The organism is Pseudomaricurvus hydrocarbonicus (assembly GCF_011602365.1).
GTDB classification, from domain to species: domain Bacteria; phylum Pseudomonadota; class Gammaproteobacteria; order Pseudomonadales; family Cellvibrionaceae; genus Pseudomaricurvus; species Pseudomaricurvus hydrocarbonicus.
Genome location: NZ_JAAONZ010000009.1, coordinates 1 through 25,723, shown reverse-complemented (window position 1 = coordinate 25,723; position 25,723 = coordinate 1). Strand labels below are relative to the sequence as shown.

Here is a 25,723-nt window from a genome sequence, read left to right as displayed (position 1 = left end):
CACTACCTCATATTGGATTTCATTGAGAGAATTCGTTGTTGCGACTGACTAGCCCGTGCTCTCAAAGCTTCAATGTTAATATCCAGCAAACAACCATGACGCTTTAGTGGCTTACCTGCGACAAAGACACTGTCGACATTACCAGGGTGTGCAGCTAAAACTACCGCGCCTACGGCATCCGATACAGGAGTGAGATTGAGGTCCGTACTACGAATCATAATGAAATCAGCCTGCTTACCAGGTGTAAGTGAACCAATCTTTGATTCAAGTCCATTGGCCTTCGCGCCAGAAACCGTGGCGAATTCTAATACGTCACGCAACGAAATGGTTGAAGGCGCATTTTTGATTTGAGAATGCTTCCCTCCCATCCATGAACGATAATAAGCGAAGGTATGACGCATTTGCGTAAACATGTCACCGGAACATTTCGTTTCAGTATCGCCACTAAGGCTAGGTCTTATACCGACTGCCAGCATTCGATCAAGGGGAATATCACCAATACCTTGAGCGTTCAGCTCACAATGTACCCCCAGGGACGCGCTTACTCCCGAATCAGCCATCATGGAAATTTCGTCAGCATCACTAAAGCAACAATGAATAAATGTCATGTCATTATCCAATACACCAGCTTTGTGCATTTTCTCAATACCACGTACTGCATTGTGAGCATAAGCCCCCATATGAATAGATGACCGTATTCCTAGCTCTCTAGCCATCCGTAAATCACTCATCCAAACCTCAGGCGCAGCCATCTCCGGCCCACGTGCTGCCATTGCGAGTGTCAGCAGCTGATCGTCAGATGAAAAATAACGCTCGCGCAAACGACGTATATCAACAGGATGTCCTCGTTGACTATTGGAAACCCAAGACGAACATTCAGTCATCGGCCATCCGTGAGCAAAGACACCACGGATGCCTGAATCACGTAAACCTGCAATGGCTGCATCAGAATGTATTGGGCTGTTCTGAATATGAGACCAATCCAGCATTGTAGTAATACCGGTTTCCAACGCTGAAACAGCTCCTAGAAGTGTTCCGATATAAACATCTTCTTCTGTGAACCCCCCCCCCATCTCTCCTAGCACCTCTTGAAAGTAGACTAGAGGATCTATATCGGCATATCTGTGACGAATACAACTCTGCCAAGTATGGCGATGGGTATCTACAAAGCCTGGCAACACAATCATTTCTTTAGCATCAATACAGTCTGCATCCGGTGCTTCAATGTTATGCCCTATATCAATGATTTTTCCATTCTGAATAAGAATATCACCGCCACGGAGATCTCCAACAGCCTTATCCATGCTTATTATCCAACCGCCCTTCACAAGAGTTAGTTTATTTTTCACGAAACTTTTTCCCTCTTAAACCGGCGTCAATTTTTTTAAATAGAAAATAATTGCCCAGTATTTTCTGACATATACCACCCATAGAACGGTTGGTATTACGAAAGCCTCGGCAGTACCTACTGCCAGTGCCCCACCAAATTAATTTGCTATTGGAATATTTCCCCTCTTAATCCTTTATGCACTTCAAGCCTATTTATTTCAGCTGATACTACACGGCCCCCTTCGTTAAAAGCCTTTGAGATTTCGTTATTTTTGTAAACTCTACCACCGCCGATTCTCCGTTAAAAACTTACAAATATAGTCTTTAAAAATAATTTATTACGAGAATACGGACTTCACTTTAGTTACAAAACTAAATGACCAACAATTTCCAACTTTAGTCTTACTCATAATCACCAACAATTAAAATGACATTCTTAGTGATAAATTAACGAAGAGATCGACATTACATGACCTCACCTTCTGGCAGACCACCTAACATCTACCCCTTATATTTGACATGATATTTTTATGTGTGGCGTAATAACCGGTCCTTTATTAGGCGACCCAACAACGTGGATTCCAACCTTGAAATAAAGCTTATTATTCAAATATTTTATATAAATAAAAATACAAAAAACATTCAGAAAACGGTATTTATTCCATTTATTTATGAACACTTCTCCATTCAACAAGTAAAAATATATTACCGTAATAAATTCGCTAAGCCCTCTATCAGAGCTAACCTTTTACTCTATTCTCAATACTTCCTATACAGTCAATTTCACAGTTAACAATATCACCTGGCTGTAGAAAAACAGATGGGACCATGGCAACACCAACACCTTCCGGTGTACCCGTGGCAATCAAATCACCTGACTCTAGGGTGAAAGCAGTCGACAGATATTCGATTTGTGAATCGATGTCGTGAACCATTTGCGAAGTGTTATTGGATTGGCGTATATCACCATTTACACGGCAGTATAAATTCAGGTTTTGTGGATCGGCCACTTCGTCAGCCGTTACAATCCAGGGGCCAATGGGGCCATGAGTATCAAATGATTTTCCCATGGTAAACGTAGGTGTATGAAACTGCCAGTCACGCGCAGAGACATCGTTGACCACAATATAACCGAATATATGATCACGGGCATTCTCTTTCGTCACACCTTTAGCAGGCTTGCCAATCACCAAACCCAGTTCGACTTCGTAATCGAGCTTTTCAGTAACACCCGGATCAATCTCATCATAAGGCCCGGAAATACAAGACGTTTGTTTATTGAACCAGACCTGTTTGGCCTGTTCCGCCACTCCCAGTCTGGCAGCTTCCTCCTGATGTTTCTTGTAGTTCATGCCAATGGCAAGGAATTTTCCGGGTCTATGTATAGGTGCCAATAATCGTGTGGAAGATAGCTGGCGGTGGGGCTCAACATCAATAATGGCTTCCTCGATCGCAGCCAAAGCCAGTTGTCCGGCCACAATTATTTCCATCATCTCAGTGTAGGGGGCATTAATTTTCGTTAAATCAATAATCCCATCACCAACAACCACACCAGTACGTGGCCCTGATTCTGATTCAAATCGTACTAACTTCATTTTATTACCTATTTATAACAAACGTTGAACGATGCTTGCTTGTTGGTTTTCCAAATACCTTACACCAGCGGCCATTAATATACGATTATCCAGCTTCGTAATTGTGCACAAAATCCTCTGGCGGGTTAGGCCCCCAGGTGTGAAGTGAATCTTCGATTGGCCAGTTTTGGGCCTCCCATGTATCACTGTTCGCAATATAATCTATATCCGCGTAGTACTCTGCATAACTCCCCCAGGGATCGCGTATATAATGGAAAAAATTCGAGCCGATGGCATGCCGACCAAACCCCCAGCTGGGCCCATAGCCTTTATCCACCATCCGCTGGCCACCTACACCAACATCGTCTGGGGAGCCCACCATAAAACTCGCATGATGAAAACCAATGTCATGCGAACTCCCCAGTGCCAAAACATGGTGATCACTGCCGCCCTGGCAGTGTAAAAACGCCACGGCATCTTCTGAGCGGTCAGATAATCGCATGCCAAGAACATCTGTCAGAAAGCGAATAGAACCACTAATACTAGGAGTAAATAACAACGCATGACCAAGCTTTCGTGGACAAACATCGGCAATGTCTGATTTTGGTGGTAACGCACCGACGTCTACACGATTGAAATGTCCCGGCGAATTAATGAGAAATTGTGGTTCCGGTGCCGGTGCTTTTTCTGGAGGACAGACCGCAACTTGAAATAAAACCCCGTGTGGATCGCGAAACCAAATTCGATTTTCACTAATCTCGTGTGCATCAATACACTCAGGCGCATCAAGTAATGGGATTTCTTCTAGAGCTAAACGTTGCTTTATCCATGCCAACCCGCCCTCATCCGTGCCCATTGCAACGTGATGCAACTGCTTGCGATTAGCCCCCGGAACCAAAATTACGGCATCATACCGGCTACCTTTGCAAGCAAAGGCCATCAGATCCCCCCGCCGCCGTAATTCCAGACCAAAGTTTGTGTAAAACTCTTCCGCTTTATCACAATCCGCCTCTGGAATAGCGAGGGCAACATGTTTTAAAAATTGAACAGCCATATTCCAAGCCTGTATTTTGTTCTGGATTTGTTTATCAGTCTTCACCAGCTGGAGCTAAAGTACATCACAGGCTTTCAACAGCCTATTTTCGCCCTAGCCTCATCAGCCTCTAGCACCACCACTACAGAGGCTTGATGACCTACTAATTCAACCTTAGACCGCTTATTACAGCGAACTACAAGTCAAAAAATCCATTCTGTTTTAACACCAAAAGTTCTAGGGGCATAAAGCGGACCAAGCTTTGGGTACCCAAATGTACTGGATGATATTGCTTGTATTCCAACAACCTCTTCGTCAGTCAAATTGTGACCAAATATCGATAAACTCAGACCACTCTCAAAATCGTATTTTATTTGGGAATTCACCATTTGGTAGCTTGGTCGATAAGCATTTGACTTGTCATTAAAAGGTGTAAAGTATACTTCATCAGAAAAAACCACATCGCCACTGACACTTAAATTACCGACACGATACTCAGCACCAATTCTCGCAGTAAGCTTGGGAGAATTGGTGAGACGATTACCTGAGAGATCAAGCTCACCACGCTCGGGATATACAGGATCCGCGGTAGAATATTCATCATATTCCGCATCGAGATAACCTAATGAAAGATCTAGGCGTAACCCTTCGGTAGCCTGCAGAGACACTTCTGCTTCAAAACCCTGAATCGTTGCCGCTGCCGCATTCTCGTTAGAAACAACAGTCCCACCGCCAGGAGTTCCTTTCACCAGTGTTACTACAAGGTCCTCATAGTCATAATAAAAAGCAGCCAAGTTCATCTGCAACCTGTCTTGCAATAATGTAGCCTTCAACCCCACTTCATAACTCCACAGATATTCAGGATCGGTCGGAGGAGCATCCGCACCGATTATAAAGGAGCCACTTTTAAAACCTTTTGATGCGCTTGCGTAGAGCATCAAGTCTTTGTTAGGGTGAAATTGGATACCAACTTTTGGGGTAACCGCATCCCAGTCTTTTTCTCCACCAGTTGGAACCGGCACAAACGGATCAGTGAATTCACCATCCGCTTCGCGTGTTTCCTTGCTGTAACGCAGGCCGCCAATCAACGTAAAGCGATCGCTCAACTCATAATTAACATGTGCAAATGCTGCGTAAGAGCGGGTCTCACCAACCCCTTCCTGATGGAACTTTGCACCTGGTGCGAAGTAGAGCGGGAAATAAACATCACCAATGACCTTCTCCCTGAAATAGTATCCCCCCAACACCATGTCCCAGTTATTGCCATTTAGAAGCAATTGGAACTCCTGACTAATTTGATCCTGCTCCTCATACTGAGTTATGATCGCATTTAGTACGCTTCCTCCTGGAATGCTGCTCCTCATTGTGCTCTTTGAGTCTCGATATCCAGTAATCGATTTCAACGTCAAATTATCGGAGATATCATAGGAGACAGTTGCCGATAAACCTTGGACTGTCAGATCACGACCCACATCTTCTTCAGCAGCTATATCACGGATATCGTCGGGTACAACTCCACCGAACTTCAACGCCGTAAGCTGTACATCAGGCCTACCCGAGCCAAGATAATGTGATATACCATTACTGTCATCAGCACTGTAATAATCCCCAACCAGGCCAATTGAAAGCTCTGAAGTAGGTGTGATATCTAAACTAAAACGCCCACCATATTCATCTAGATTATCGACCTCACTCCCAGTGATGATGTTCTCCCCATAACCATCTCGCTGACTGGAAAAACCTGCGAACCGTGCCAGTACAGTATTTTCTACGATGGGGCCACTGACAACGCCCTCAAGGCGTCTAGCATTATAATTGCCGTAGGATATCGATAAGCCTCCCGTCAATTCTTCGGTCGGCTTACGCGTAATAACGTTTACGGATCCACCAGTCGCATTTCGGCCGTATAGATCACCTTGAGGGCCACGTACAATTTCGATACGTTCTACATCAAAAAAACCACCGGTTTGAGCGCGAGCTCTAGCCACGTAAACACCATTCAAATGGTATGCGATGCTTGAATCAGCTCCAACTCCTAACACATTGGAACCAATACCACGTAAAAAGATCGATGTAACTCCAAGTGATGCCGATACTTGGGTATTTGGTATAGAAGCAGAAATATCCAGCACATTATCAATACCCAACCGGCTGAGAGAATCTTCTGTAAATGCCGAAATTGCAACGGGCACATCGCTTAAGTTTTCAGCCCTTCTCTGAGCTGTCACCACTATTTCTTCTAATTGAATTTTCGAAAGCTGAGAAGTCTGCGCAGTCGCCGAATTCATACCGAAATACATCATATGAATCAGACTGGTGGAAATCACCGCTTTAGGTGTAATTTTTTTTATAAACATAGATTATTTACCCTATCTCATTACATTATTAAAATTATATAGTTGCTGCATGCTCTAAAACATAAATTACTAGAACCACACTCCACACTGAATAAATGCCAGTTTTACGGCATTTATTCTCTGCTTTAGGAAGTTAATATAAATCATTGTTTATATTACGGAACGCCATACTCACTACTTCGATACCTTTTATGAATGGTACAACGCAGCCACACATCCGAAAAAGGTCCTATTCTGACTAGCTCTTATTCAAACAATGAAATAATCAGGGATATACGCCCATTGCTTTACAGGCTTTAGACAAATTACCCAGCTCCACAACCAATTTGAGCGTAAGCGTCCTGCCTTCACACCCTGTCAGCAGGCACCCGGTTATGCGGTAACAACTCTACAATCAACCCTTAATGATCAACTGGCCACCAAATCTATCTCATCTTGGATCAGAGATACTTTTTGAAAATACTGACCGTAATGGTAATCGCAACACAGAAGGCGACGACGAAAGCTAAGATGATCCATGACAGGTACCCACTGAACGGCAACGCCAGATAAAATACCCAAGCCATGATGATCAACTGCATGGCGGCTTTCTTGGGGGCAGTGATATACAAACAAACTTTCCCGGCAGACTGAGCATGGCGCGAGCCTCTTCATACAGGAAGGCGCTGGCGGCCAAGCGATACCCGGATCCCCGTAAAAACCGGTGCAGCACCTCACCGAGATTGCCTACAACCTTCGGGAGGGTAATGGTGGCCGCGACGGTCAGCAGGTCACGTTGCCCGAGGGTCGTCGCGGCAGACGTGTAACAACTGATCTGAATCTCACGGGTGAACGTCGGGAGGGTTGGCGTGACGCCAAGGGCTGCCATATTCGCAGCCACAACCGTCAGACTGCCGAGCAAGACGGCCAGCCGCGCTGTGAATAAACGATGGATACACACGATTCGGCCCTTCGGTAATGATGAATCCGATCATCATTACCGAAGGGCTTCTGCGCAAGAACGGTAAATCTCTAGTCGCTGTGTCGTGTTTTTGAGGGTAATTATCGACCGAGATATACGGTACTGATCTGCTTGTGGGCGTGACCGAGCTCAAAGCTGACGGTGAGCCTTGCCTGATGATCCTGTGCCCGACGGCTCGCCACAGGACCGCCCAAAGCCGGACAAGCCCAGCCCGTCAATTGCTGGTCGCGCTATTGGGTATAGGCATGCCGCAATCCGTTCAATTTGGACAACCCCGCCATGGCCGTGTGCCGTTCGTACAGTCGAAGCTGTTGTATGTACGTGTTCTGTGCCGGGATCAGCGAATCCGGCCAGGCGATGCGCTCGGTCAAGCACAGACCGTTGCTCAGGTGTGAGAACCGGGATCTCGCGGGCTTTACCGCCTTTGGTCCACGACGCCTTCAACCCTCTACGATTATCTTGGTCAGCGTATGCGGGAACGAACTTGATCGCTTCTTCCCGGCGCAAACCAAACGCCCCTTGTAACTCAAGGCTTGTCGGATGACACTTTGACCAGCAGCTCATCGCTGACGAGACGGTCTTGGAATCTTTGCTGCCAAATTGACGATCTACAATGCCATAGAATACATTGGATCTTGCCACAACATTCTGGCGATTCACTTTAGCCGCTCACCACCCCAAGGGTGACCGCCCCCTTAGGGCGCTGTCACTAACACTGAAAATCCCCACTTCAGGCTCGGATCGAATCAGACGAGCCACCGCTGATCTCTCAATATGGGCGCCCCACCACTCCATCAGCGTACGCCCACGTTTTAGGTAGTCGGCGCGGTTATACGCGGCACGAACCGCGTTTTTGTCGACATGAACCAAAGCCGCCTCGATGACGTCAGGATCAAGGCCCTCTTCATTTAAGGTTTTACTGGCTAAAGATCGCAGTCCATGAGCGGTCAGTCGCCCATGGAAACCCATGCGCTTTAAAGCACATTAGCCGTTGACGCATTGGTGTGTTTACGTGGATCTATGTCACTGGGGAATAAAAACGGGCTTTTGCCACTGAGGGCTCCAGCATTTTCAGGGTCTCGTGAACTTGAGGGATAAGTGGTACAAGGTGTTCACGTTGCTTTTTGATTCGCTCGGCCGGGATCGCCCAAGTCCCCTGTTCCAGATCTATTTCCTCCCAGCGAGCACCACAGGCTTCACCAGGCCGTGTCATCGTATGAAGCTGCCCACTGAAGGAGATACCGGGTAATTCGCCTGATATTGGCGTCCTGAAGTGTTTTCAGCAGTTGCGGTAATGCTTCGGGTTCAGAGGCTGGACTTGCGGTATTGGAATATCGGATAGAGGCATAAGTGTTCAAGCCATTGAACTAACACCCATTTGAGCATAGTTTGCAGAGCTACTAACTAAAAGGTCGGCTTCTGGAAGTCATGATCGGACGACAGGAGAAGGAAAAAGGCTTGGTCTTGCAGGAGGGGACACCCGGCCTGAACCACTCGTCGGGATTGATGATTTTCAGCCTGTGGGCTGTAAATCCCCCTGCGGAGTCTAAATCGCGGTGCGATTTGTCGAACCGGAGGAATTTGTTAAATCTTCCTTTCCTTCGGTTAATAAAAAAGGGCCTACCCTTGCAGAGGAATACTTCCGCACCTACGCAGCCGTCGGGATTGATGATTTTCAGCCTGTGGGCTGTAAATCCCCCTGCGGGCTCCTGCGGAGTCTAAATCGCGGTGCGATTTGTCGAACCGGAGGAATTTGTTAAATCTCTCTTTCCTTCGGTTAATAAAAAAGGGCCTACCCTTGCGGGTAAGCCCTTTTTTATTAAATGGCGGAGAAGGAGGGATTCGAACCCTCGATACAGTTTCCCATATATACCCTTAGCAGGGGCACGCCTTCAGCCACTCGGCCACTTCTCCAGGTTACACAACGTTTTACCTCGCGGCTACGTCAGCAACGGGCGGCATAATACCATATTCTTCAGAGAATCAAAGGCTTGGAATGAAATTAATTCCTACGCCACTGATGAATGGGCAAACCCTGCCCGGCTTGGGCAAATGTTACCCAAATCCTCCCGTTGAAACTGCAAAACACTGACACAAAAAAGCCCGCAGCGAGGGCGGGCCTTTTGGCTTCACAGCAGGAAAAACCTATTAATCCTGCTGATCCTGGTCTTCTTTCTCTCGCTGAATACGCTGGTAAATCTCTTCACGGTGGACAGCGATCTCTTTCGGAGCATTAACCCCGATACGGACCTGATTACCTTTAACGCCTAATACTGTCACGGTAACCTCATCGCCGACCATAAGGGTCTCGCCAATACGGCGGGTCAAAATCAACATTACAAATCTCCTTCAAGCATCCTGTGAGTACAACGGACAATACCAGCGGCGGTACCGTTGTCGGTTTCTTACCCTAGTCCTTACCACTCCTGGCTTTTTATATAAACGAGTCACCAGTATTCATGTAAGTATTGTCCAGCTTTTCAGAAAAGAAAGACCTCAATGGCACCTTAGACCACAAATCATCACAATAATGTGCGATTCATGAGTCTAAATTGGCTCAAAACGCCATCCAAGCACTATGAATCCTTTTTCTCTGAGGCTTAACTTTCGATCGCATCCAGCCCAAAAGCTTTGTGCAAACTGCGCACAGCCAGTTCTAAATAGCGCTCGTCGATAATGACAGCAATTTTAATTTCGGACGTAGTAATCATCTGAATATTAATATTGTCTTCTGCCAATGCATCAAACATCTTTGATGCTACGCCAGCATGGGAACGCATGCCAACACCGACAATTGACACTTTAGCAATCTTATCGTCGGTGATGACTTCACGTGCCTTCACATCGGCGCATACTTTCCCCAAGACTTCCCTGGCCTTCGCCACATCATTCCGGTGAACGGTAAAGGTCATATCGGTTGTGCCATCTGCTGACACGTTTTGCACAATCACATCGATTTCGATGTTAGCAGCCCCTATCGGGGCCAAAATCCGCGCGGCAACCCCTGGGGTATCAGGAACGCCTACAACAGTTACTTTTGCTTCATCACGGTTGAACGCAATACCGGATACGACTGGTTGCTCCATATCGGAAAAATCCTCATCGAGAGTGATCAAGGTTCCAGGTCCATCCTGGAAACTGTGCAATACACGCAGCGGCACATTGTATTTGCCCGCGAATTCTACGGCTCGAATCTGTAAGACTTTTGAGCCCTGACTGGCCATTTCCAGCATTTCTTCGAAGGTGATCTTCTCTAGTCGGCGAGCACCTTCACAAACACGGGGGTCGGTCGTATATACACCGTCCACATCAGTATAAATCTGGCACTCATCAGCCTTTAACGCTGCAGCCAGGGCAACACCGGTGGTGTCTGAACCACCACGACCCAAAGTCGTAATATTGCCGTTCTCGTCCACACCCTGGAAGCCAGCCACGACAACCACCCGCCCGGCGTCCAGATCATCTCTCATGTTTGAGACATCAATATCCTGGATTCGTGCCTTGGTGTGGGCGTTGTCGGTTAGTATTTTCACCTGGGTGCCGGTATAGGAGCGAGCATCCCAACCACGCTTTTTCAGTGCCATACACAGCAAAGCAATGGTTACCTGTTCGCCCGTTGAAACCAGAACGTCCATTTCTCGGGGGTCCGGGGTCTCCTGAATCTGGTTGGCCATACCGATTAACCGGTTGGTTTCGCCACTCATCGCCGACACGACCACAACCATATCATGGCCCTGCTCACGAAATCCGGCTACTTTTTCAGCAACAGACTCAATTCGCTCAACCGTACCCACCGAGGTACCGCCGTATTTTTGTACAAATAAACTCATTGTCGACCTGCATCAATCTAACAGGGGCTCTTACGAGTAAGAGACATAAAAAATGGGCGCCAATTAAACACTAAATTGGCCTAAAAGTTAAACAGAATGAATGGTCTGGAGACCTTTCCAAGTAAAAAAGTCCCAGCGACACCAACGACATGCCCATCCAGAAGTATTAACAGGTGTAAATCAGGCTAACTGCTCTTTAACCCACGCCTCTACAGTCTTTAGCGCCTCAGGCAGTGCAGCCACATCGGTACCGGCCCCTTTCGCCTTGTCAGGCTTACCACCACCTTTACCGCCAACCAGCGGGGCAAAGTACTTGATCAGGTTTCCAGCCGAGATCTTACCCTGCAAGTCTGCCGAGACACCGGCAATCAGGTTGATCTTTTCATCGCTCGGACTGGCCAATAGCACCACCGAACTGCCCAATTTGTCTTTCAGTTGCGCCACACTGCTGTCCAGCGCCTTCATATCTGCACCCTCAAGCTGGCTGGCCAATACTTTCACACCGTTAACGTCCACGGCCTGTGACAGGATGTCGCCACTGGCAGCGGATGCCAGCTTGGCTTTCAACTGCTCGAGCTCTTTTTCCAATTGACGGTTGTGACTCACCAGCTGAGTCACCTTGTCAGTCAAAGTATCGGGACGCGCCTTGACCAGCTGACTGACCTGGGCCACAAGAGCTTCTGTCTCGTCAAACAACGCCAGCGCCTTGCTGCCAGTAATTGCTTCAATACGGCGCACGCCCGAGGCCACCCCGGATTCGGAGACAATGCGGATTTGACCAATATCGCCGGTTCGCTGTACATGAGTACCACCACACAGCTCCACGGAGAAGCCATCCCCCATGGAAAGCACCCGGACTTCATCACCGTACTTCTCACCAAACAGAGCCATTGCCCCCTTCTCCTGGGCCCGCTCCATATTGCACAGCTCGGTCTCAACGGCACTGTTCGCCAGGATCTGTTGATTGACCCGGGCTTCGATGGCTTTCAACTCGTCCGGCTTTACGGCTTCAAAATGAGAGAAATCAAAGCGCAATCGCTCGGAGTCTACCAACGAGCCTTTTTGGGTGACATGGTCGCCCAGAATTTCCCGCAAGGCCGCGTGCAGCAAATGTGTGGCTGAGTGATTCAGGGCTGTGGCCTGGCGGACGTCCGGATCCACCTGGGTTGCAACGACATCGCCCTTCTTCAAGGTCCCCTGTAAAACAACACCTACGTGCAAATGATTATTGCTTTGTTTGGTGCAGTCGCGCACCTCAAACCGACCAGCCGCCGATGACAGATAACCCGCATCTCCCACCTGACCACCAGACTCCGCATAAAAAGGTGTGCTATCCAACAAAATCACCCCTTCATCGCCTTCCGCCAAAACACTGACTTCATCACCGTCTTTATAGAGAGCTGTAATACGACTTTCACCCACCAGGGCGTTGTAGCCGGTAAAAGCCGTCTCACCCTGCAACTTCAGGCCCGCCGTGTAATCGACCTTGAAGGCTCCGGCGGCGCGCGCTCGAGCGCGCTGCTCAGCCATGGCGGCTTCGTACCCGGCTTCATCCACTGACAGCTCGCGCTCGCGGGCAATATCCGCGGTTAAATCCAGCGGAAAACCATAGGTATCATAGAGCGTAAATAACACGTCACCGGGTACAACGGCACCCTTCAGGTTTTTCAATGCGTCTTCCAGCACGGACATGCCTTTGTCCAGGGTCTTTTCGAACTGCTGCTCTTCAGCCAGCAAAACTTTTTCAATCTGCGCTTGCAGGCTGTAAAGCTCCGGGTAGGCCTCACCCATCTGGCCTGCCAGGCCGGCAACCAACTTGTGAAAGAAGGCTGCTTTCTGCCCCAGCTTGTGACCATGACGAACCGCACGACGAATAATTCGGCGCAGGACATAGCCTCGCCCCTCGTTGGAAGGCAAGACACCATCCGCAATCAGGAACGAACACGAACGGATATGATCAGCAATCACGCGCAGAGACTTGTTCTCCAGATCCGTGGTACCGGTTTTTTCCGCGGCGTCTTTCAAAAGCGCCTGAAACATGTCTATTTCGTAGTTGGAATGAACGTCCTGCATGACTGCCGCAATCCGTTCCAGCCCCATCCCGGTATCGACGGATGGCTTAGGCAGCTGTGCCATTTGGCCATCGGCACTGCGGTTATACTGCATGAAGACCACGTTCCAGATTTCAATAAACCGGTCGCCGTCTTCTTCTGGCGAGCCAGGGGGGCCGCCCCAGATGTCTTCGCCATGATCGTAAAAAATTTCCGTACAGGGGCCGCAAGGGCCCGTATCACCCATGGCCCAGAAATTATCAGACTGGTAACGGCCGCCTTTATCTCCAATACGGATAATACGATCTGCGGGCACACCCACCTGGTCTTTCCAGATAGCGTAGGCCTCATCGTCTTCCTGGTATACGGTGACCGTGAGCTTGTCGGCCGAGATATTAAGCCACTCGGGAGAGGTCAAAAACTCCCAGGCATAATGTATGGCGTCCTGCTTGAAGTAGTCGCCAAAGCTGAAATTGCCCAGCATTTCGAAGAAAGTGTGATGGCGAGCGGTATAGCCTACATTTTCCAGATCGTTGTGCTTACCGCCAGCACGTACACAGCGCTGGGAGCTGGTCGCACGAGAATAGCTGCGCACATCATCGCCAAGGAAAACGTCTTTAAACTGCACCATACCGGCGTTGGTAAACAGCAGGGTGGGATCATTTCCGGGGATTAGCGAACTGCTGGGGACAATCTCATGTCCTTTGCTCTGGAAAAACTGCAAATAGGCGTCGCGTATTTCTGCGCTCTTCATAAAGTCTCGATCCGATGGCTGGCCATTGAGCAAGACAGTACATGGCTGAGCTTGCCCGATTTAAAAAGGGCCTAAGTATATAAGAACCCAGCCCAAACACCGAGACCCCTGCGAGACTTTTAACGAGGTTTTAACCGGATTTTGCTTGAATTTGGCTCGTCACCCATTGTTTTTCAGGTACCTTGGGCGCGAACCGGTGCACTGGGAGGCGCCAAACGATAAAGAAGATTTGGCTCACTGAGAATGTAAAGCATTCCATCATCATCCATCGTCACCCCCTCTGCCTGGGGCACCCCGCGCTCAAACCCCGCTTTGGAGCTCGAAAGGGACAGGCGAGAAACCCACTCACCATTGAGGTTGGCCTCGGTCAGGGATTTCGACTCGTCGCTCAGAATCAGCAAATGGCCGGTACGTTGATCAAAATGCAAGCCGGACAAATCGCTTTTGTTGAGCGAGTTCTCTTCCAGGGACCAAGGGCTGCTGATGGAGAAATTGACCGCCTCCGGATTCACAGCTCCCTGAATGTGGTAGAGCGCTCTTGGCTGCCTTTCATTAACCACAAACAAGCTCTGATCCTGTGGGTTAAAGGCAACCCCTTCAAAACCTTTATTGCGCTTATACGTTATCGGGAATGACACAATTTTACCGTGCTCACGGCTTAGACTCTCCGTAGATGGGTCGATATCCACCAATACCACACTGCGGGTATCCTCTTCGAGGATCGCAAAACGCCCCCCACCGAGAAACACCAGACCTTCGGTATCATCGTACCCGTGCAAAGGAATCTTGCGTAATTCGCTCCCCTGCTTGTTCAGTTCAACGATGTAAGTCGGGTTATTGGCAATTGCAAACAAAGAGTCCGTTTCCGGGCTATAGGTAATTCCCGAGGCGTTATAACTCATTTGCGTCAGCTCAACCGGAGGACCGACCAAGCTGTAGCCACCCAATCCCACCGAGGGGGTTTGAGAGCTCGCTTTATTCACCGCCTCCTGCCACCAGGCCATCGACAGCCAGGCTGCAGCGGTGAAAGCTACCGAGATAAGAAGAATTAAAGACTTCTGATTAACAGTTAAGGTGTCCAGCTGAAATCTGTTGTAAGAGGCCATCAATAGCCGTTTTGCTTGCCAGGCTGTCCTTTGCCAGCGACTAAGTGTCACTGTACTCATTTACTGCATCCGTTATTGTAATTGCATCCCGAGTATATGAGATGAATAATGACGTTTATGTGACTGGGTACGATTAGTCAGGCACTGCAATCAACGACTTTTCGAGATTGATAACCAGTTGGCACATTATTCAACAATCTGCACGAAGTCGTTAAAATGATAAGAAGGTCCTTTACACTGGAATTACCCACATCTGTCAGGCTATCGACGATTATGCACAGAGATGGGCACAATCGGGCCTAATGGCGTGGAGAAGGTGCAACCTGCTGGAGGAGAACGGTAAAGGGGTAGCAATATGAAAGTATCGCATTTCCCCTTTTTCCGATAGCGGCCTGGTTATCCCCGGGGCCGATAATGCTTAATCTCAATTAAAATCCATCTGAGTCTCGATTAAAAGCCCAGCTGAGATTCGGTGAACTGCTTACCCCCCAAAATGTGTAAATGCAGATGGAAAACGGTCTGTCCGGCTTCCTCTCCATTATTCACGATCAGTCGGAAGGCGTCGCCCACACCATTTTCACGTGCGATATCTCCCGCCTTGATCATCAACTGCCCCAACAAAGCCTGGTCTTCGGCCGTGGCATCGACCAGTCGAGGGATTTGTTTGCGCGGAATCAACAACAGGTGGACCGGAGCTTTGGGGGAAATATCTTTGATGCAGATGCAATCATCGTCCTCATAAACTTTATCAGAGGGTATTTCACCGTTCATGATACGTGTAAATATGGAGACATCCGTCATTTTTTAATCCCTCATCAATCAATGTTTACTGCCTCACCTGGCCCCGGGCAAGCTTGGTAACTTAACTTGGCTCGAAGGGGGGCTCAGGAAAGGCTTTCGCAGCTTAAATAAGCGGTTCAGAGTGAGCCATACAAACTAGGATTTGGCTTGATGTGCCTCTTTTTCCTCAAGTGTCAGTTGGCGCGCCTCGCCTTCCAGCATGACGGGAATACCGTCGCGTACAGGATACGCCAGTCCACTCGCCCAACACACCAACTCCTGTTTCTCTTTGTCATACTCCACAGGGGCTTTACTGACCGGGCACACCAACAAACTTAACAACTTCTTATCAATCATCTTTTTTACCTAAATTCGCGACCAATAGCTTATTGGCGCTTATCTTACTCAACCGGCAAAGGCTTGTCTGCGTCTTTATCTGCCCCACCAGACACGTCAACAAGAACATCACTGACCTGCAGTTTTGGCCTGAGATTCCGCTTCTGACATTGGCGGCACCAGTAATTGCGGGTCCACCCGCTGATCAAACCAGTTCATTCGCCAGTCCAGGTGCGGACCTGTCGCCCGGCCCGTCGCCCCGACTTCGGCAATCAGCTCACCCTGCTTTACCTCCTGCCCCTCTTCCACCAGAACTTTACTGAGGTGCAGAAAAGTAGAAGACAACCCCTGGCCATGATCCAAAATCAATGTACCGCCAGAATAAAACATATCCTTGTGCGCCAATCTCACAATACCATCAACGGGGGCAGCCACCGGAGTACCGGTGGGTCTGGCGACATCCACCCCAAAATGGGGCCGGCGCGGCTCGCCATTATAGTAGCGCTGACTGCCATATACGCCTGAAATGCGCCCCAACAGTGGCCACTGAAACGATTGACGGAAATCCTGTCGTTCACTGATGACCTTGCGAGCTGCGGCGGTTTGCGCCGACTCCCGGCGAATACGCTGCAAATCTTTCGGGTCCGGATTGACAGTCCTGGCCGGAACACCTTCTACCTTTTGTATGTTGTATTTCCGCTGTTTGACCGGATAAGTAAACACCACCGACTGACCTGTTTCATCGACGACCTTTAGACGAGCGGTTTCAGGGAAATCCCGCCCTAATCCCAGCACGAAGTGACCGTCCTCACTGACTGGCACTTCACGCTCCAAAAAATAGAGTTTCTCCCCTTTGGCCAACTGGCCACGCAATACCGCCCCCTGCTGCCAATCGCTGTCGACGGAGGGGCGGGCAATGTCTGCCACCGCAACTGCAGACGTCCCGGAACCCAATAAAAACAACACACTCATCAGGCGGCTTAACATTTTCAACGACATACCTCTCTCCGCTTGTTACCAACTGTATTTGAGACCATTCTCTACTCAGGGTTTTTGACACTCTCTGTGATTGACAGGTTCAGCTAAAAACTGGATCCTGGCCCGTTACCGCTGTATTCTGAGCTCACCGCTCAACGTTTGTCGGCTCAATCCGTCAGGTTATAATGCTGCTTCCATAACCCCTTGCTTTCTATAAACCCCCAATCGCGAATACCCCATACGGGCGATTAACCCTTGTGGGCTCTTGTGCTCTATACTTTACACAAGGCTCCCGATGAGCCCGCATTGAATAGGTGAAGCCTAGCACAGAGCTCCCTGAAAAATCACACGCTCACAGAAGCCTATGACAGATTTATCCCCACTCAAAACAGCAGTCGAACCCTTTCTCCCTCCCCGCGGACTTCGAAACCCCCATGTGCAAAACATTGTTTCCAGTGTGGGATTGCGCAAATGGCTGGTTAAGCAACGCACCCAGTCGCTGTTAAGCCAATCGCAAGAAATCATTTTGCAGGGACCGGACAGCGCCCGGCTGCAGGGGTTTTATCTGCCGCAAAAAAATACCGATTCGCTGGTCATCCTGCTACACGGCTGGGAAGGCAGCAGTGATTCCGCTTACATATTGTCCGCAACACAAGCCTTGTTTGACCAGGGGCATGCGATTTTTCGGTTAAATTTTCGCGATCACGGCGACAGCCACCACTTGAACCAGGAACTCTTTAATTCCACCCGATTGAGTGACATCACCGGCGCCCTCACCGACTTACAGCAACAACTGCCCCACACGCACTATTCATTGGCAGGTTTTTCACTGGGCGGGAATTTTGCACTGCGTACCACCATGGCACAAACAAACAACGCATACCGAATTGACAGGGCCGTGGCAGTATGTCCTGTCATCTGTCCCAGCGACACGATGGAGGCCCTGAGTAAAGGTTTTTACGAACGATATTTTGTGAAGAAGTGGAAACAATCGCTGCTCAAGAAGACCACCCATTTTCCGGAGTATACCTACCAAAACCAGTTGAAACTGGTCAAAACCCTAAAAGACATGAATGAGTTTTTTATTCCCGGCTACACCCCATACAGTGACACCAGCAGCTATTTCGATGCCTATCACCTTAGGGAAAACCGCTTAAAAGAGCTTCCGGTTCCCACCACCATCATCACCAGCGAGGACGACCCCATCGTCCGGGTCAAAATGCTGCCGCGGCAACCGCTCACTGATAACTTGTCCCTGGAAGTGACACGTTATGGGTCACATTGCGCGTTCCTGAAGAATTTTAAAATGCAGAGCTGGATTGATGATCGGTTGGTAGACCTGTTTTCCAGGACACGCTAATGGCCGCGTTCTGCCACTGAAGCCGTAACCGGTGCATTACGGAAAGCTCAACAAGCCCATTCACTCAGCCACCAACCAACAGGCCGCTTGGCCAGCGAAAGTAGCTTCATATTTAACCGCGGACCACATACCCCGAGCTTGGTCGTGGGTGCCCTAAACCAATCAGGACATCCACTCCCGGCCCCAAGCTGGGTTTCCCCATTTAGTCAGTAATAAGTGTCTCGGACAGCTTCAGTGCATCAAGGATCTGCTGATCACTGCCGTACCCCGACAAATCAACGCCCTGCAACCGAATGGTTTGATCCTCTTGACCACTGTTGGTGGCATAATCGCCCGCAAAACCGCCCTCAGAGCTAATGTGCACCAAGGTATCCGGACCATCCTGCTCAAAGTGTAAATAATCCGTCAGATTGTCGGTGTTTTCACCGACCAGCAGATCACTGATGTCCAGCACATCGACCCCTTCGATTAGATCGGCCACCTGATCAACAGCAGGAGTCCCCACGGCCCCCTGATCACTCAGCTGCCATTTGAAAATATCCGAGCCACTGCCTCCGGTCAAACTGTCATCTCCCTGGCTACCGATCAGCACATCATCAGACGCGCCTCCCACCAGAGTGTCACTTGCCGCTGTGCCTGTCAGTTCCAGGCTGTCATTGGTGACAACGATACCCTGCTGAATTTTAAGCGGTACGCTGCTGTCCTCAGGGTGCAGGTAAATATCATAGCTAATACCCCCGGAAGTTTCTGTACCAGCCAGGTACCACTCACTCGCACCATCGTCGGCTAACGCGACCGTGTCACCACTGTCACCCAGGATTGTCAGCTCATTATCCGCATCCGTCATACCGCTGACATCCGCTAACGTCAGTCCTCCGAGAGTATGAGCACTGTTGCTACCATCAGCGTCGGTATTGAGATCAATCACCTCCATGTTGCGGATACGGTCGTCATCCACAGCACCAAAATTGATCGATTCCGAAGTCATCAACATCAAGGTGTCTTCGCCGTTGCCGCCATCGATTAACCGGTCATTACTGTCATAGATAAAGGCATCGTCCCCATCCAGAGTCACGGTAACTCTCCCAGAATCAGTATCGCCGTTACCGTCGGTCACGGCATAGGACAGCTGCATATCGAAATCAACGTCGTAGCTGATCTGCGTAACCGACTCAACACCCAGCTTGAAAGAACTGGAGCTGCCCGCCAGGAATTCCAGTTTGGTAATGGGCTCACCGGTTGGCGACTGGATCGTATAAAAGCCTTCTGCATCCAGATCGGCATTACTGATGTAAAAGCTGTAAACATCGCCATCCAGTTCAGTGACCGTAATCAGCAGCTCATCGGGATTGCTGCTGGATGCACTGTCAAAGTTAAACAGTTTGATCTTCATAACACCCACATAATTGGCCTGTGAGGTATTCCCACTGCCATCGGGGTAGGCAATTCCCGCAGCCGCAAAATCCAGAGTGAGCTTATCGCCAGGGTTCATGTTGTTACTGTCGACGCCGGCATAGTAACTGTTGGTATTCACCGAATGATTGGTGGTGCCTTCAATGGTGTTTTCAGAGGTCAGCACCGCATCCATCACCACATTGCCATCGGCGTCCTCCAGCCCCAGCACCAGATCGCTGCTGTTGCCACCACCCGGCAGTACCAAGCCGCCATCAACAGCGGTTTCCACTCCGATCAGATCGGCATCCTGGGTGTAGCTCACCGAGGTCTCACCCGTCACCGGATCGAGGGTGATCACCAGGGTGAAGACCGTACCGGCTGAGGTCTCACCCGTAACTGTGCCTATCAGTCCAGTGCTGTCGACACTGTAGGTGAGCTGCACCGGCTCACCACCGGCGACCATATTCGGCAGAATGGAATCATCCACATTCCAGGAGAAGACATTGGGTTCATCTTCTGAAAAGTAGGTCGGAATCGTATTGGTGGCCGTGCCACTGAAACTGGCTTCATTGGAAATCAGGATTTCACCGTCGCCAATTCTGGGGGCGTCATTGGCGGCAGCCAGAGGCATCGTTGCCGAGACGGTGGCGCTTGCCTCTGCCGCATCTCCGTTGCTCAACTCTTCGGCGATGGCCGTTGCCGTCAGGTTGAAACTTCCAGCGGTACTCGGTTGGTTGAGGGTTAAAATCAAACCCGACAGGTCGGCGGCTGCAACCAGCCATTCAAAAGTGATACCGTCCGCATTCAGAACTTTGGAGACTGCCGTTCCATCGGCAAGTTTCAGTACAGCATCCGCCGGTACATCGGTTGACGTAATCAAAATATCCTGCAAAAACTCACTGCCATCGGTATCGTTCAGTTCAACATCAATGTTAATGGCGTAATCGTAAGTTTGTACCGGATCCTGAGTCGTAAGCGATACATTATCAATGTATATGCCGGCGTCATCTGCTGGGTTATTGTTGCCATAGGCTTCGAAACGAATACTGTTGGTAGCTCCGGCTACAAAGCTAAAGGACACCCCGCTCATAGCAACATCAGCAGTTTGAGTGCCATCAAAAATGAGATCAGTGATATCAATATCGCTGACGCCATCGTTCATGATCACTTTTAAACCACCATCTATACCTGCAGGAATACCATAATCAAAGCTCAGCACATAGGTTTCCCCTGCCGTCAGGCCGTTTATGGATTGACTCAGCGTCACATTTTTGTTCGATCCCGCCCCGGTATCGAACACATAACTGCCCGTCGCCCCGGAAAATCCGTTCACCAATTCGCTGGCATTGTTACCGTTAGACGTGGTTGTCCAGTCCAATAGGCCTACCGTTTCATCGCCATCGTCCAAAGCCGATGGCGTGCCGCTGTAATTTTCAAAGCTGCCATTGACGATATAGTTGGTTTGGTCGGTAAACTCTTCTCCCTGTATTGCCTCACTGATACTCATAGTGACCGTGGGTACATCGGCTACAGCAGTGACATTAACCGTTGCCACCGCCGTGGTGGTCTGCCCGACCGCATTGGTTTTGGTGTAGGTAAAGCTGTCTGTCCCTGAAAAGTCAGGGTTGGGAGTGTAGGTCAATGTGCCATCGGCATTCACCACAACAGTGCCGTTGTTCGCCGAACCTAACAATTCATAGTCGTAAAGGCTGTCAGCCGGAGTGGTCACACTGCCACCGTCTTCATCCATGGAGAGCACAACACCATCAACAATGGTGGTGACAGCAACAACAGACTCACCCTGATTGGCAATGCCGTTATCATTGCTTGTAGCGTTGATGATTAGCTTTTCATCCAGCTCGGCAAGGCCATCCGACGTGGTACGGACATAGACGTCAAACGACGGAATGAAATCCGCATCGGCAGGTATCGCAATGACACTGCTGCTGGCGGTAATCCAGGTCGTACCACCATCAATACTGTAATCAAAATCCACTCCAAGCTCTGCCGCACCACTGAAGCTAATCGTCACCAGGGTGGCCGAGGCCTTCACATCGGTCAGACCGATTTCGAAAACACCCACTTGGCCTTCGCTGATGTAGGAAGATTCATTGATGATCAACGAGGGATTGTCGTTGATGGTGGTTGAACCCGTAGCCGAGGTATTGGCCATATCCGTAGCAGAACCATTGATACTGGCCGTGAGCGATAAGCCCTCTAACTCACCAGCGATTGCATCACTGACGGATTTTACTTTGACCTCGGCTTTAGTCAGTCCAGCCCCCACGGTAATTTGATCACTGCTCACATCAGCCCAGTCTGTGTAGGAGCCGTCCGCATTCTGCAGCCGGTACTGTAAAGGCGTCTCGTAGTCATCTGCTGTCACATCACCACCGACACTGAGGTCCAGGATCGTATCCGCCCCACGGACACTGCTTAGCTCAAGCACGAATACGGCCGATGCCCCTTCATCAACAGGTAGCGGATCTGACACCGAGAGTACGTTTTTTACGCTGTAGGTAATCGTTGCCGGGTCACTGCTGCTGGTACCGTCATACACGCTAAAGCCAAAAGAGGCGTAGGAATCTGGATCGCCAGCAGTACTGTTGTTTTCCCCCGCATCCGGCAAAAAGACCAGGTAGCCGCTTTCAATATCCGCGGCACTGATGACCTGATTTAAAGTTACGGCGACCCAGTCACTGCCATCGAAATGCATTAACTGACCATCTGTTTCGAGACTGGTCACGGTAATGCTTATCAATTTATCACTGCCATCCACATCACTGAAACCAAAGTCACCCACGCTTAAGGTATGAGTACTGTCCGGTGCGATGTTGATTTGGTTGTCAGGGACGCTGACTTGAGGTACATCGTCGGCACCGGTGATGGTGATGGTGATGTCTTGCGTATCTTGCCCGTCTGCGGTTTGCACGGTATAGGTTTCAACGATGGTTTCGCCCTCGTCAAGGAACTGCACCGCGTCATTGTCAATATCAAAAGACCAGTTACCCGAGGCATCGATGACCAGATTGCCCAGTTGAACACCACTGGTATGGGTTGAATTGGTGAAATTTACTGCCGTATTGAAATCACCGAAATTGGTACTCAGCGTACCGCTCTGCTCCAGCTGAACACCGGCGGTAACAGCATCGGTGTCCACGTCTTCAACCACGGATCCCGTGTCATCCCCTGCCGTAATCTGTTGTTCCGTGGAGGCCGTAATCTCTATGATAGAGGTACCGACATTACTGTCGGTGTCGCCATCATTGACCGTCCAGCTGATCGTCCGGTCACTGCTATCCAGTTCAGGAGACACTGCGGTATTTTCGTAGAGGATCGCTTCCAGCATTGCCTCAAACTGCGCAACTGTTATGGTATCCGCTGCATCGGCCGTCAGTGTGAGTGTGCCACTCACCGCATCCCAGGTTGCGGTTACCCCAGTCACCAGATCGCCGCCACTGATACTCAGGACATCTTGACCGCTGATATAATTCCCGGTGATTTTTACGGTTGCGCTTTCCAGATACGTATCATCAATATCACTGAGAGTGATGGTGCTATCGAGCAGCTGGGCCACATCACCTTCATCATAAGTCAGGGTACTGGCCAGATCGGTCAAAACCGGAGCATCGTTTTGTGGCGCGATTGTCAGATTGACCGTAGCGGTGTTCGACAATTGCCCTAACTGATCTCGGACAGTGTAGGTAAAGCTGTCGGCTGTGGTTTCACTGCCGTCGTGGCTGTAAGCCACCGTGCCATCGCTATTGACCGTGATGGTGCCATTGCTGGGCCCGGAAACAATCACGATACTACCCGGATCGACCGCATCGTCCGCATCCGTGTCATTACCCACCAGATCAATCGTTTGGGTGGTGCCTTCATCGACGGTTGCCGTATCGTCATTCGCTACCGGCACCGCATTCGGCGAGGTATAAGGCAACAAATTCAAATCGGCCGAGGCGGTATCGCCATCGTTATCAATCACAGTGTAATTCACGGTATCAACAATATCGCCGGGGTTAATGTTGGTTGGCGTGATCGTCAAACCGGTTACGAAGAAAACGTCCGAGCTGTCGGCAGCACCAATCGCCAGATAATAGAAATCAGAACCGCTGGCATTCGTTGCCGTAAAGTCACTGGCACTGACAGCAAAGCCTGTGGGGTCTAACACAGAGCCCAGGTAAGTACCGTCTTCGGCGTAAGCCGAGACCCGGATATTATCATTACCGTCGAGCTTTGACGTGGTGAGCACCGCACTGGTGGTTGAAACGCCTAAATTAAAGACAATAAATTCATTGCTCGTGCCATCACTGCCGATGCTGTCACCATCGGAGCCTCCGCTGACGCCCAAACCAGCAGCCGTCGCAGCCAAAGTATCCGCTGCATCGGGAATGCCATTGGTCAGGCTCAAGCCTGCAGTGTAATCAAAGGATGAGTAGGCATAAACGTCGGCGTCGTCCGTATCAGCTACCCCAAAGGTATAATTCGTTTTCTGGTAAGCTTCGTAACTATACTCGCCGTCTGCATAAAAAGTGAGAGCGCCCCACTCCGTCTGAACCGCAAAATAATCCCCGTGTGTCGCATCCGTCCCTGAGACTGCGTCTACGCCAAACTGTATGGTTTGCTGGTTGCCCACACTGTCTGTGTAAGTAAATTTCTGAATCGCCAAAGGACCGTCAGTGTGGGTCGTATCCGCAGCGTCTGAACCTCCGGCGGTACCGTCAATCACGTTGCCACTTGTCGCAACATTCGTGTTCAGGTCATCTCCGTGACGATCATCATTGGCAATCGGCACATCTTCTTCAACGGTAATGGTTACCGTGTCCACATCTGTCTTGGTACCACCCGAACCAGTATTTCCCAAATCGCTGGTCGTTACGGTCAGCGTCTCATCGCCCACAAAATCATCATTGCTGGTGTAAGACACGTTGTCAGTCGCTGATAACACAGCATTAATTTCAGACACGGTACCGGCAATTACCACCGTACCTGTACCACTGCCAACGACAGTGGCTGCTCCTACAGCCCCAACCGTTAAGGTGCCATCGCCTACGGACAGGGTATATTGGATATCCTTACTGCCTGCATCTACATCAGAAGTGCTTAAACCGGTAATGAACAGCTGCGTCGCTTCGGTGACAGTTTGAGAACCGGGAACGGTGTTTACCGGGGCATCGTTGACTGCGGTCACCGAAGGATCCGCCGTCGCCGGGGCACCATCCACCGTGCCATCGTTTGGCGTCAGCGTAAACGCCGGTAAATCTGCACCACTGTTCACTAGCGCCAAACCAGCCACGGTCAGGGTCACATTACCCGCGCCATCTAGCGCGTAATGAATGGTGTCACTCAGATTCACGGTGACCGTGTCACCATCCTCATCGCTGGTGGTATAGCTCGCCACCACATCGCCCACGGCCGCACCGCTGTCTTCGATAAAGTTGTTTATGAGGGTTATGGTTAGTGCCGGCGCGGTGTTTTCGATCACGTTGTTCACACCCACCTGGATGTTCTGCGTATCGGTCAGCGTGCCTTCGCCGTCATCCGTCGCCGTGATGGTCACGTTGAACGGACCTGCATCGGTCTCGTAGTCCGGCGCAACCTTGAAGCTCAACTCGCCCGTCGCGCTGATGTTGAACAGCGCCGCATCGGCACCGCTCAGGCTGTAGCTGATGTTGTCTCCATCGACATCGGTCGCCGCGTAGGTGCCCACCACCGTCGTGTTTTCATCGATCGCCGTCACAACGTCCGCACCCAACACCGGCGCGGTGTTTTCGATCACGTTGTTCACACCCACCTGGATGTTCTGCGTATCGGTCAGCGTGCCTTCGCCGTCATCCGTCGCCGTGATGGTCACGTTGAACGGACCTGCATCGGTCTCG

The 25,723-nt window shown here is 49.9% G+C and carries 18 protein-coding genes and 1 tRNA gene; 2 read left to right on the top strand and 17 right to left on the bottom strand.

The genetic code is table 11. The features are described from left to right. Positions 1 to 2 precede the first annotated feature (2 nt). The 5 genes from G8770_RS12545 to G8770_RS12525 form a co-directional block, all read right to left on the bottom strand. On the bottom strand, positions 3 to 1,349 hold the full coding sequence (locus G8770_RS12545) for an amidohydrolase family protein (RefSeq protein WP_208022234.1): 1,347 nt from the start codon (positions 1,347 to 1,349) through the stop codon (positions 3 to 5). Positions 1,350 to 2,069: 720 nt separating this feature from the next. Next, positions 2,070 to 2,924, bottom strand: coding sequence for a fumarylacetoacetate hydrolase family protein (locus tag G8770_RS12540; protein ID WP_167187043.1), 855 nt, complete (start codon positions 2,922 to 2,924; stop codon positions 2,070 to 2,072). Between the two features lie 85 nt (positions 2,925 to 3,009). Beyond that, the gene (locus tag G8770_RS12535) at positions 3,010 to 3,957 is read right to left on the bottom strand and encodes a VOC family protein (protein WP_167187040.1); all 948 of its coding nucleotides are present in this window, start codon (positions 3,955 to 3,957) and stop codon (positions 3,010 to 3,012) included. A gap of 182 nt (positions 3,958 to 4,139) precedes the next feature. Beyond that, a complete protein-coding gene (locus G8770_RS12530) occupies positions 4,140 to 6,293 on the bottom strand; it encodes a TonB-dependent receptor (RefSeq protein WP_167187038.1) in 2,154 nt (717 codons plus the stop codon). A 440-nt stretch (positions 6,294 to 6,733) separates the two neighbouring features. After that, entirely contained in the window at positions 6,734 to 6,904 is a 171-nt protein-coding gene (locus G8770_RS12525) for an IncC plasmid conjugative DNA transfer DtrJ family protein (RefSeq protein ID WP_208022233.1), read from the bottom strand. A 92-nt stretch (positions 6,905 to 6,996) separates the two neighbouring features. Here G8770_RS12525 and G8770_RS12520 point away from each other — a divergent pair, with 92 nt between their 5' ends. Further along, on the top strand, positions 6,997 to 7,218 hold the full coding sequence (locus G8770_RS12520) for a hypothetical protein (RefSeq protein ID WP_167187036.1): 222 nt from the start codon (positions 6,997 to 6,999) through the stop codon (positions 7,216 to 7,218). Positions 7,219 to 7,383: 165 nt separating this feature from the next. Here G8770_RS12520 and G8770_RS24670 read toward each other — a convergent pair whose 3' ends face one another. The 11 genes from G8770_RS24670 to G8770_RS12475 form a co-directional block, all read right to left on the bottom strand. Beyond that, positions 7,384 to 7,818 (bottom strand): integrase domain-containing protein, encoded by a 435-nt coding sequence (locus tag G8770_RS24670; RefSeq protein ID WP_425050445.1) that lies wholly within the window; start codon positions 7,816 to 7,818, stop codon positions 7,384 to 7,386. A gap of 105 nt (positions 7,819 to 7,923) precedes the next feature. After that, a complete protein-coding gene (locus G8770_RS24665; protein WP_425050413.1) occupies positions 7,924 to 8,223 on the bottom strand; it encodes a tyrosine-type recombinase/integrase in 300 nt (99 codons plus the stop codon). 49 nt (positions 8,224 to 8,272) lie between these two features. Further along, the gene (locus G8770_RS24660; RefSeq protein WP_243760475.1) at positions 8,273 to 8,467 is read right to left on the bottom strand and encodes a tyrosine-type recombinase/integrase; all 195 of its coding nucleotides are present in this window, start codon (positions 8,465 to 8,467) and stop codon (positions 8,273 to 8,275) included. 611 nt (positions 8,468 to 9,078) lie between these two features. Beyond that, positions 9,079 to 9,168: transfer RNA gene (locus G8770_RS12510), tRNA-Ser, on the bottom strand. Between the two features lie 234 nt (positions 9,169 to 9,402). Then, complete coding sequence (gene csrA / locus G8770_RS12505; protein WP_167187034.1) at positions 9,403 to 9,591, bottom strand: carbon storage regulator CsrA; 189 nt, start codon at positions 9,589 to 9,591, stop codon at positions 9,403 to 9,405. A gap of 263 nt (positions 9,592 to 9,854) precedes the next feature. Further along, a complete protein-coding gene (locus G8770_RS12500) occupies positions 9,855 to 11,084 on the bottom strand; it encodes an aspartate kinase (protein ID WP_167187032.1) in 1,230 nt (409 codons plus the stop codon). 180 nt (positions 11,085 to 11,264) lie between these two features. Continuing rightward, positions 11,265 to 13,889, bottom strand: coding sequence for an alanine--tRNA ligase (gene alaS, locus G8770_RS12495; RefSeq protein ID WP_167187030.1), 2,625 nt, complete (start codon positions 13,887 to 13,889; stop codon positions 11,265 to 11,267). A 173-nt stretch (positions 13,890 to 14,062) separates the two neighbouring features. Next, positions 14,063 to 15,055, bottom strand: coding sequence for an SdiA-regulated domain-containing protein (locus G8770_RS12490; protein ID WP_167187028.1), 993 nt, complete (start codon positions 15,053 to 15,055; stop codon positions 14,063 to 14,065). Positions 15,056 to 15,445: 390 nt separating this feature from the next. Continuing rightward, positions 15,446 to 15,796, bottom strand: a complete 351-nt coding sequence (locus G8770_RS12485) for a histidine triad nucleotide-binding protein (RefSeq protein WP_167187025.1) — start codon at positions 15,794 to 15,796, stop codon at positions 15,446 to 15,448. A 135-nt stretch (positions 15,797 to 15,931) separates the two neighbouring features. Beyond that, entirely contained in the window at positions 15,932 to 16,132 is a 201-nt protein-coding gene (locus G8770_RS12480) for a Trm112 family protein (protein WP_167187022.1), read from the bottom strand. A gap of 108 nt (positions 16,133 to 16,240) precedes the next feature. Next, entirely contained in the window at positions 16,241 to 17,110 is an 870-nt protein-coding gene (locus G8770_RS12475; protein ID WP_243760473.1) for a M23 family metallopeptidase, read from the bottom strand. A 343-nt stretch (positions 17,111 to 17,453) separates the two neighbouring features. Here G8770_RS12475 and G8770_RS12470 point away from each other — a divergent pair, with 343 nt between their 5' ends. Further along, a complete protein-coding gene (locus G8770_RS12470) occupies positions 17,454 to 18,449 on the top strand; it encodes a YheT family hydrolase (RefSeq protein ID WP_167187019.1) in 996 nt (331 codons plus the stop codon). Positions 18,450 to 18,651: 202 nt separating this feature from the next. Here the strand turns inward: G8770_RS12470 and G8770_RS12465 are convergent, their stop codons facing one another. Continuing rightward, on the bottom strand, positions 18,652 to 25,698 hold the full coding sequence (locus G8770_RS12465) for an Ig-like domain-containing protein (RefSeq protein ID WP_208022231.1): 7,047 nt from the start codon (positions 25,696 to 25,698) through the stop codon (positions 18,652 to 18,654). Positions 25,699 to 25,723 lie beyond the last annotated feature (25 nt).

What these genes read in the sequence shown, in the direction of transcription:
- G8770_RS24665 (WP_425050413.1), bottom strand. Translation starts at nt 8,223, where the DNA reads ATGGGTTTCCATGGGCGACTGACCGCTCATGGACTGCGATCTTTAGCC.
- G8770_RS12475 (WP_243760473.1), bottom strand. Translation starts at nt 17,110, where the DNA reads ATGTCGTTGAAAATGTTAAGCCGCCTGATGAGTGTGTTGTTTTTATTG.
- G8770_RS12490 (WP_167187028.1), bottom strand. Translation starts at nt 15,055, where the DNA reads ATGAGTACAGTGACACTTAGTCGCTGGCAAAGGACAGCCTGGCAAGCA.
- G8770_RS12480 (WP_167187022.1), bottom strand. Translation starts at nt 16,132, where the DNA reads ATGATTGATAAGAAGTTGTTAAGTTTGTTGGTGTGCCCGGTCAGTAAA.
- G8770_RS12470 (WP_167187019.1), top strand. Translation starts at nt 17,454, where the DNA reads ATGACAGATTTATCCCCACTCAAAACAGCAGTCGAACCCTTTCTCCCT.
- G8770_RS24660 (WP_243760475.1), bottom strand. Translation starts at nt 8,467, where the DNA reads ATGACACGGCCTGGTGAAGCCTGTGGTGCTCGCTGGGAGGAAATAGAT.
- G8770_RS12535 (WP_167187040.1), bottom strand. Translation starts at nt 3,957, where the DNA reads ATGGCTGTTCAATTTTTAAAACATGTTGCCCTCGCTATTCCAGAGGCG.
- G8770_RS12530 (WP_167187038.1), bottom strand. Translation starts at nt 6,293, where the DNA reads ATGTTTATAAAAAAAATTACACCTAAAGCGGTGATTTCCACCAGTCTG.
- alaS (WP_167187030.1), bottom strand. Translation starts at nt 13,889, where the DNA reads ATGAAGAGCGCAGAAATACGCGACGCCTATTTGCAGTTTTTCCAGAGC.
- G8770_RS24670 (WP_425050445.1), bottom strand. Translation starts at nt 7,818, where the DNA reads ATGAGCTGCTGGTCAAAGTGTCATCCGACAAGCCTTGAGTTACAAGGG.
- G8770_RS12485 (WP_167187025.1), bottom strand. Translation starts at nt 15,796, where the DNA reads ATGACGGATGTCTCCATATTTACACGTATCATGAACGGTGAAATACCC.
- G8770_RS12540 (WP_167187043.1), bottom strand. Translation starts at nt 2,924, where the DNA reads ATGAAGTTAGTACGATTTGAATCAGAATCAGGGCCACGTACTGGTGTG.
- csrA (WP_167187034.1), bottom strand. Translation starts at nt 9,591, where the DNA reads ATGTTGATTTTGACCCGCCGTATTGGCGAGACCCTTATGGTCGGCGAT.
- G8770_RS12500 (WP_167187032.1), bottom strand. Translation starts at nt 11,084, where the DNA reads ATGAGTTTATTTGTACAAAAATACGGCGGTACCTCGGTGGGTACGGTT.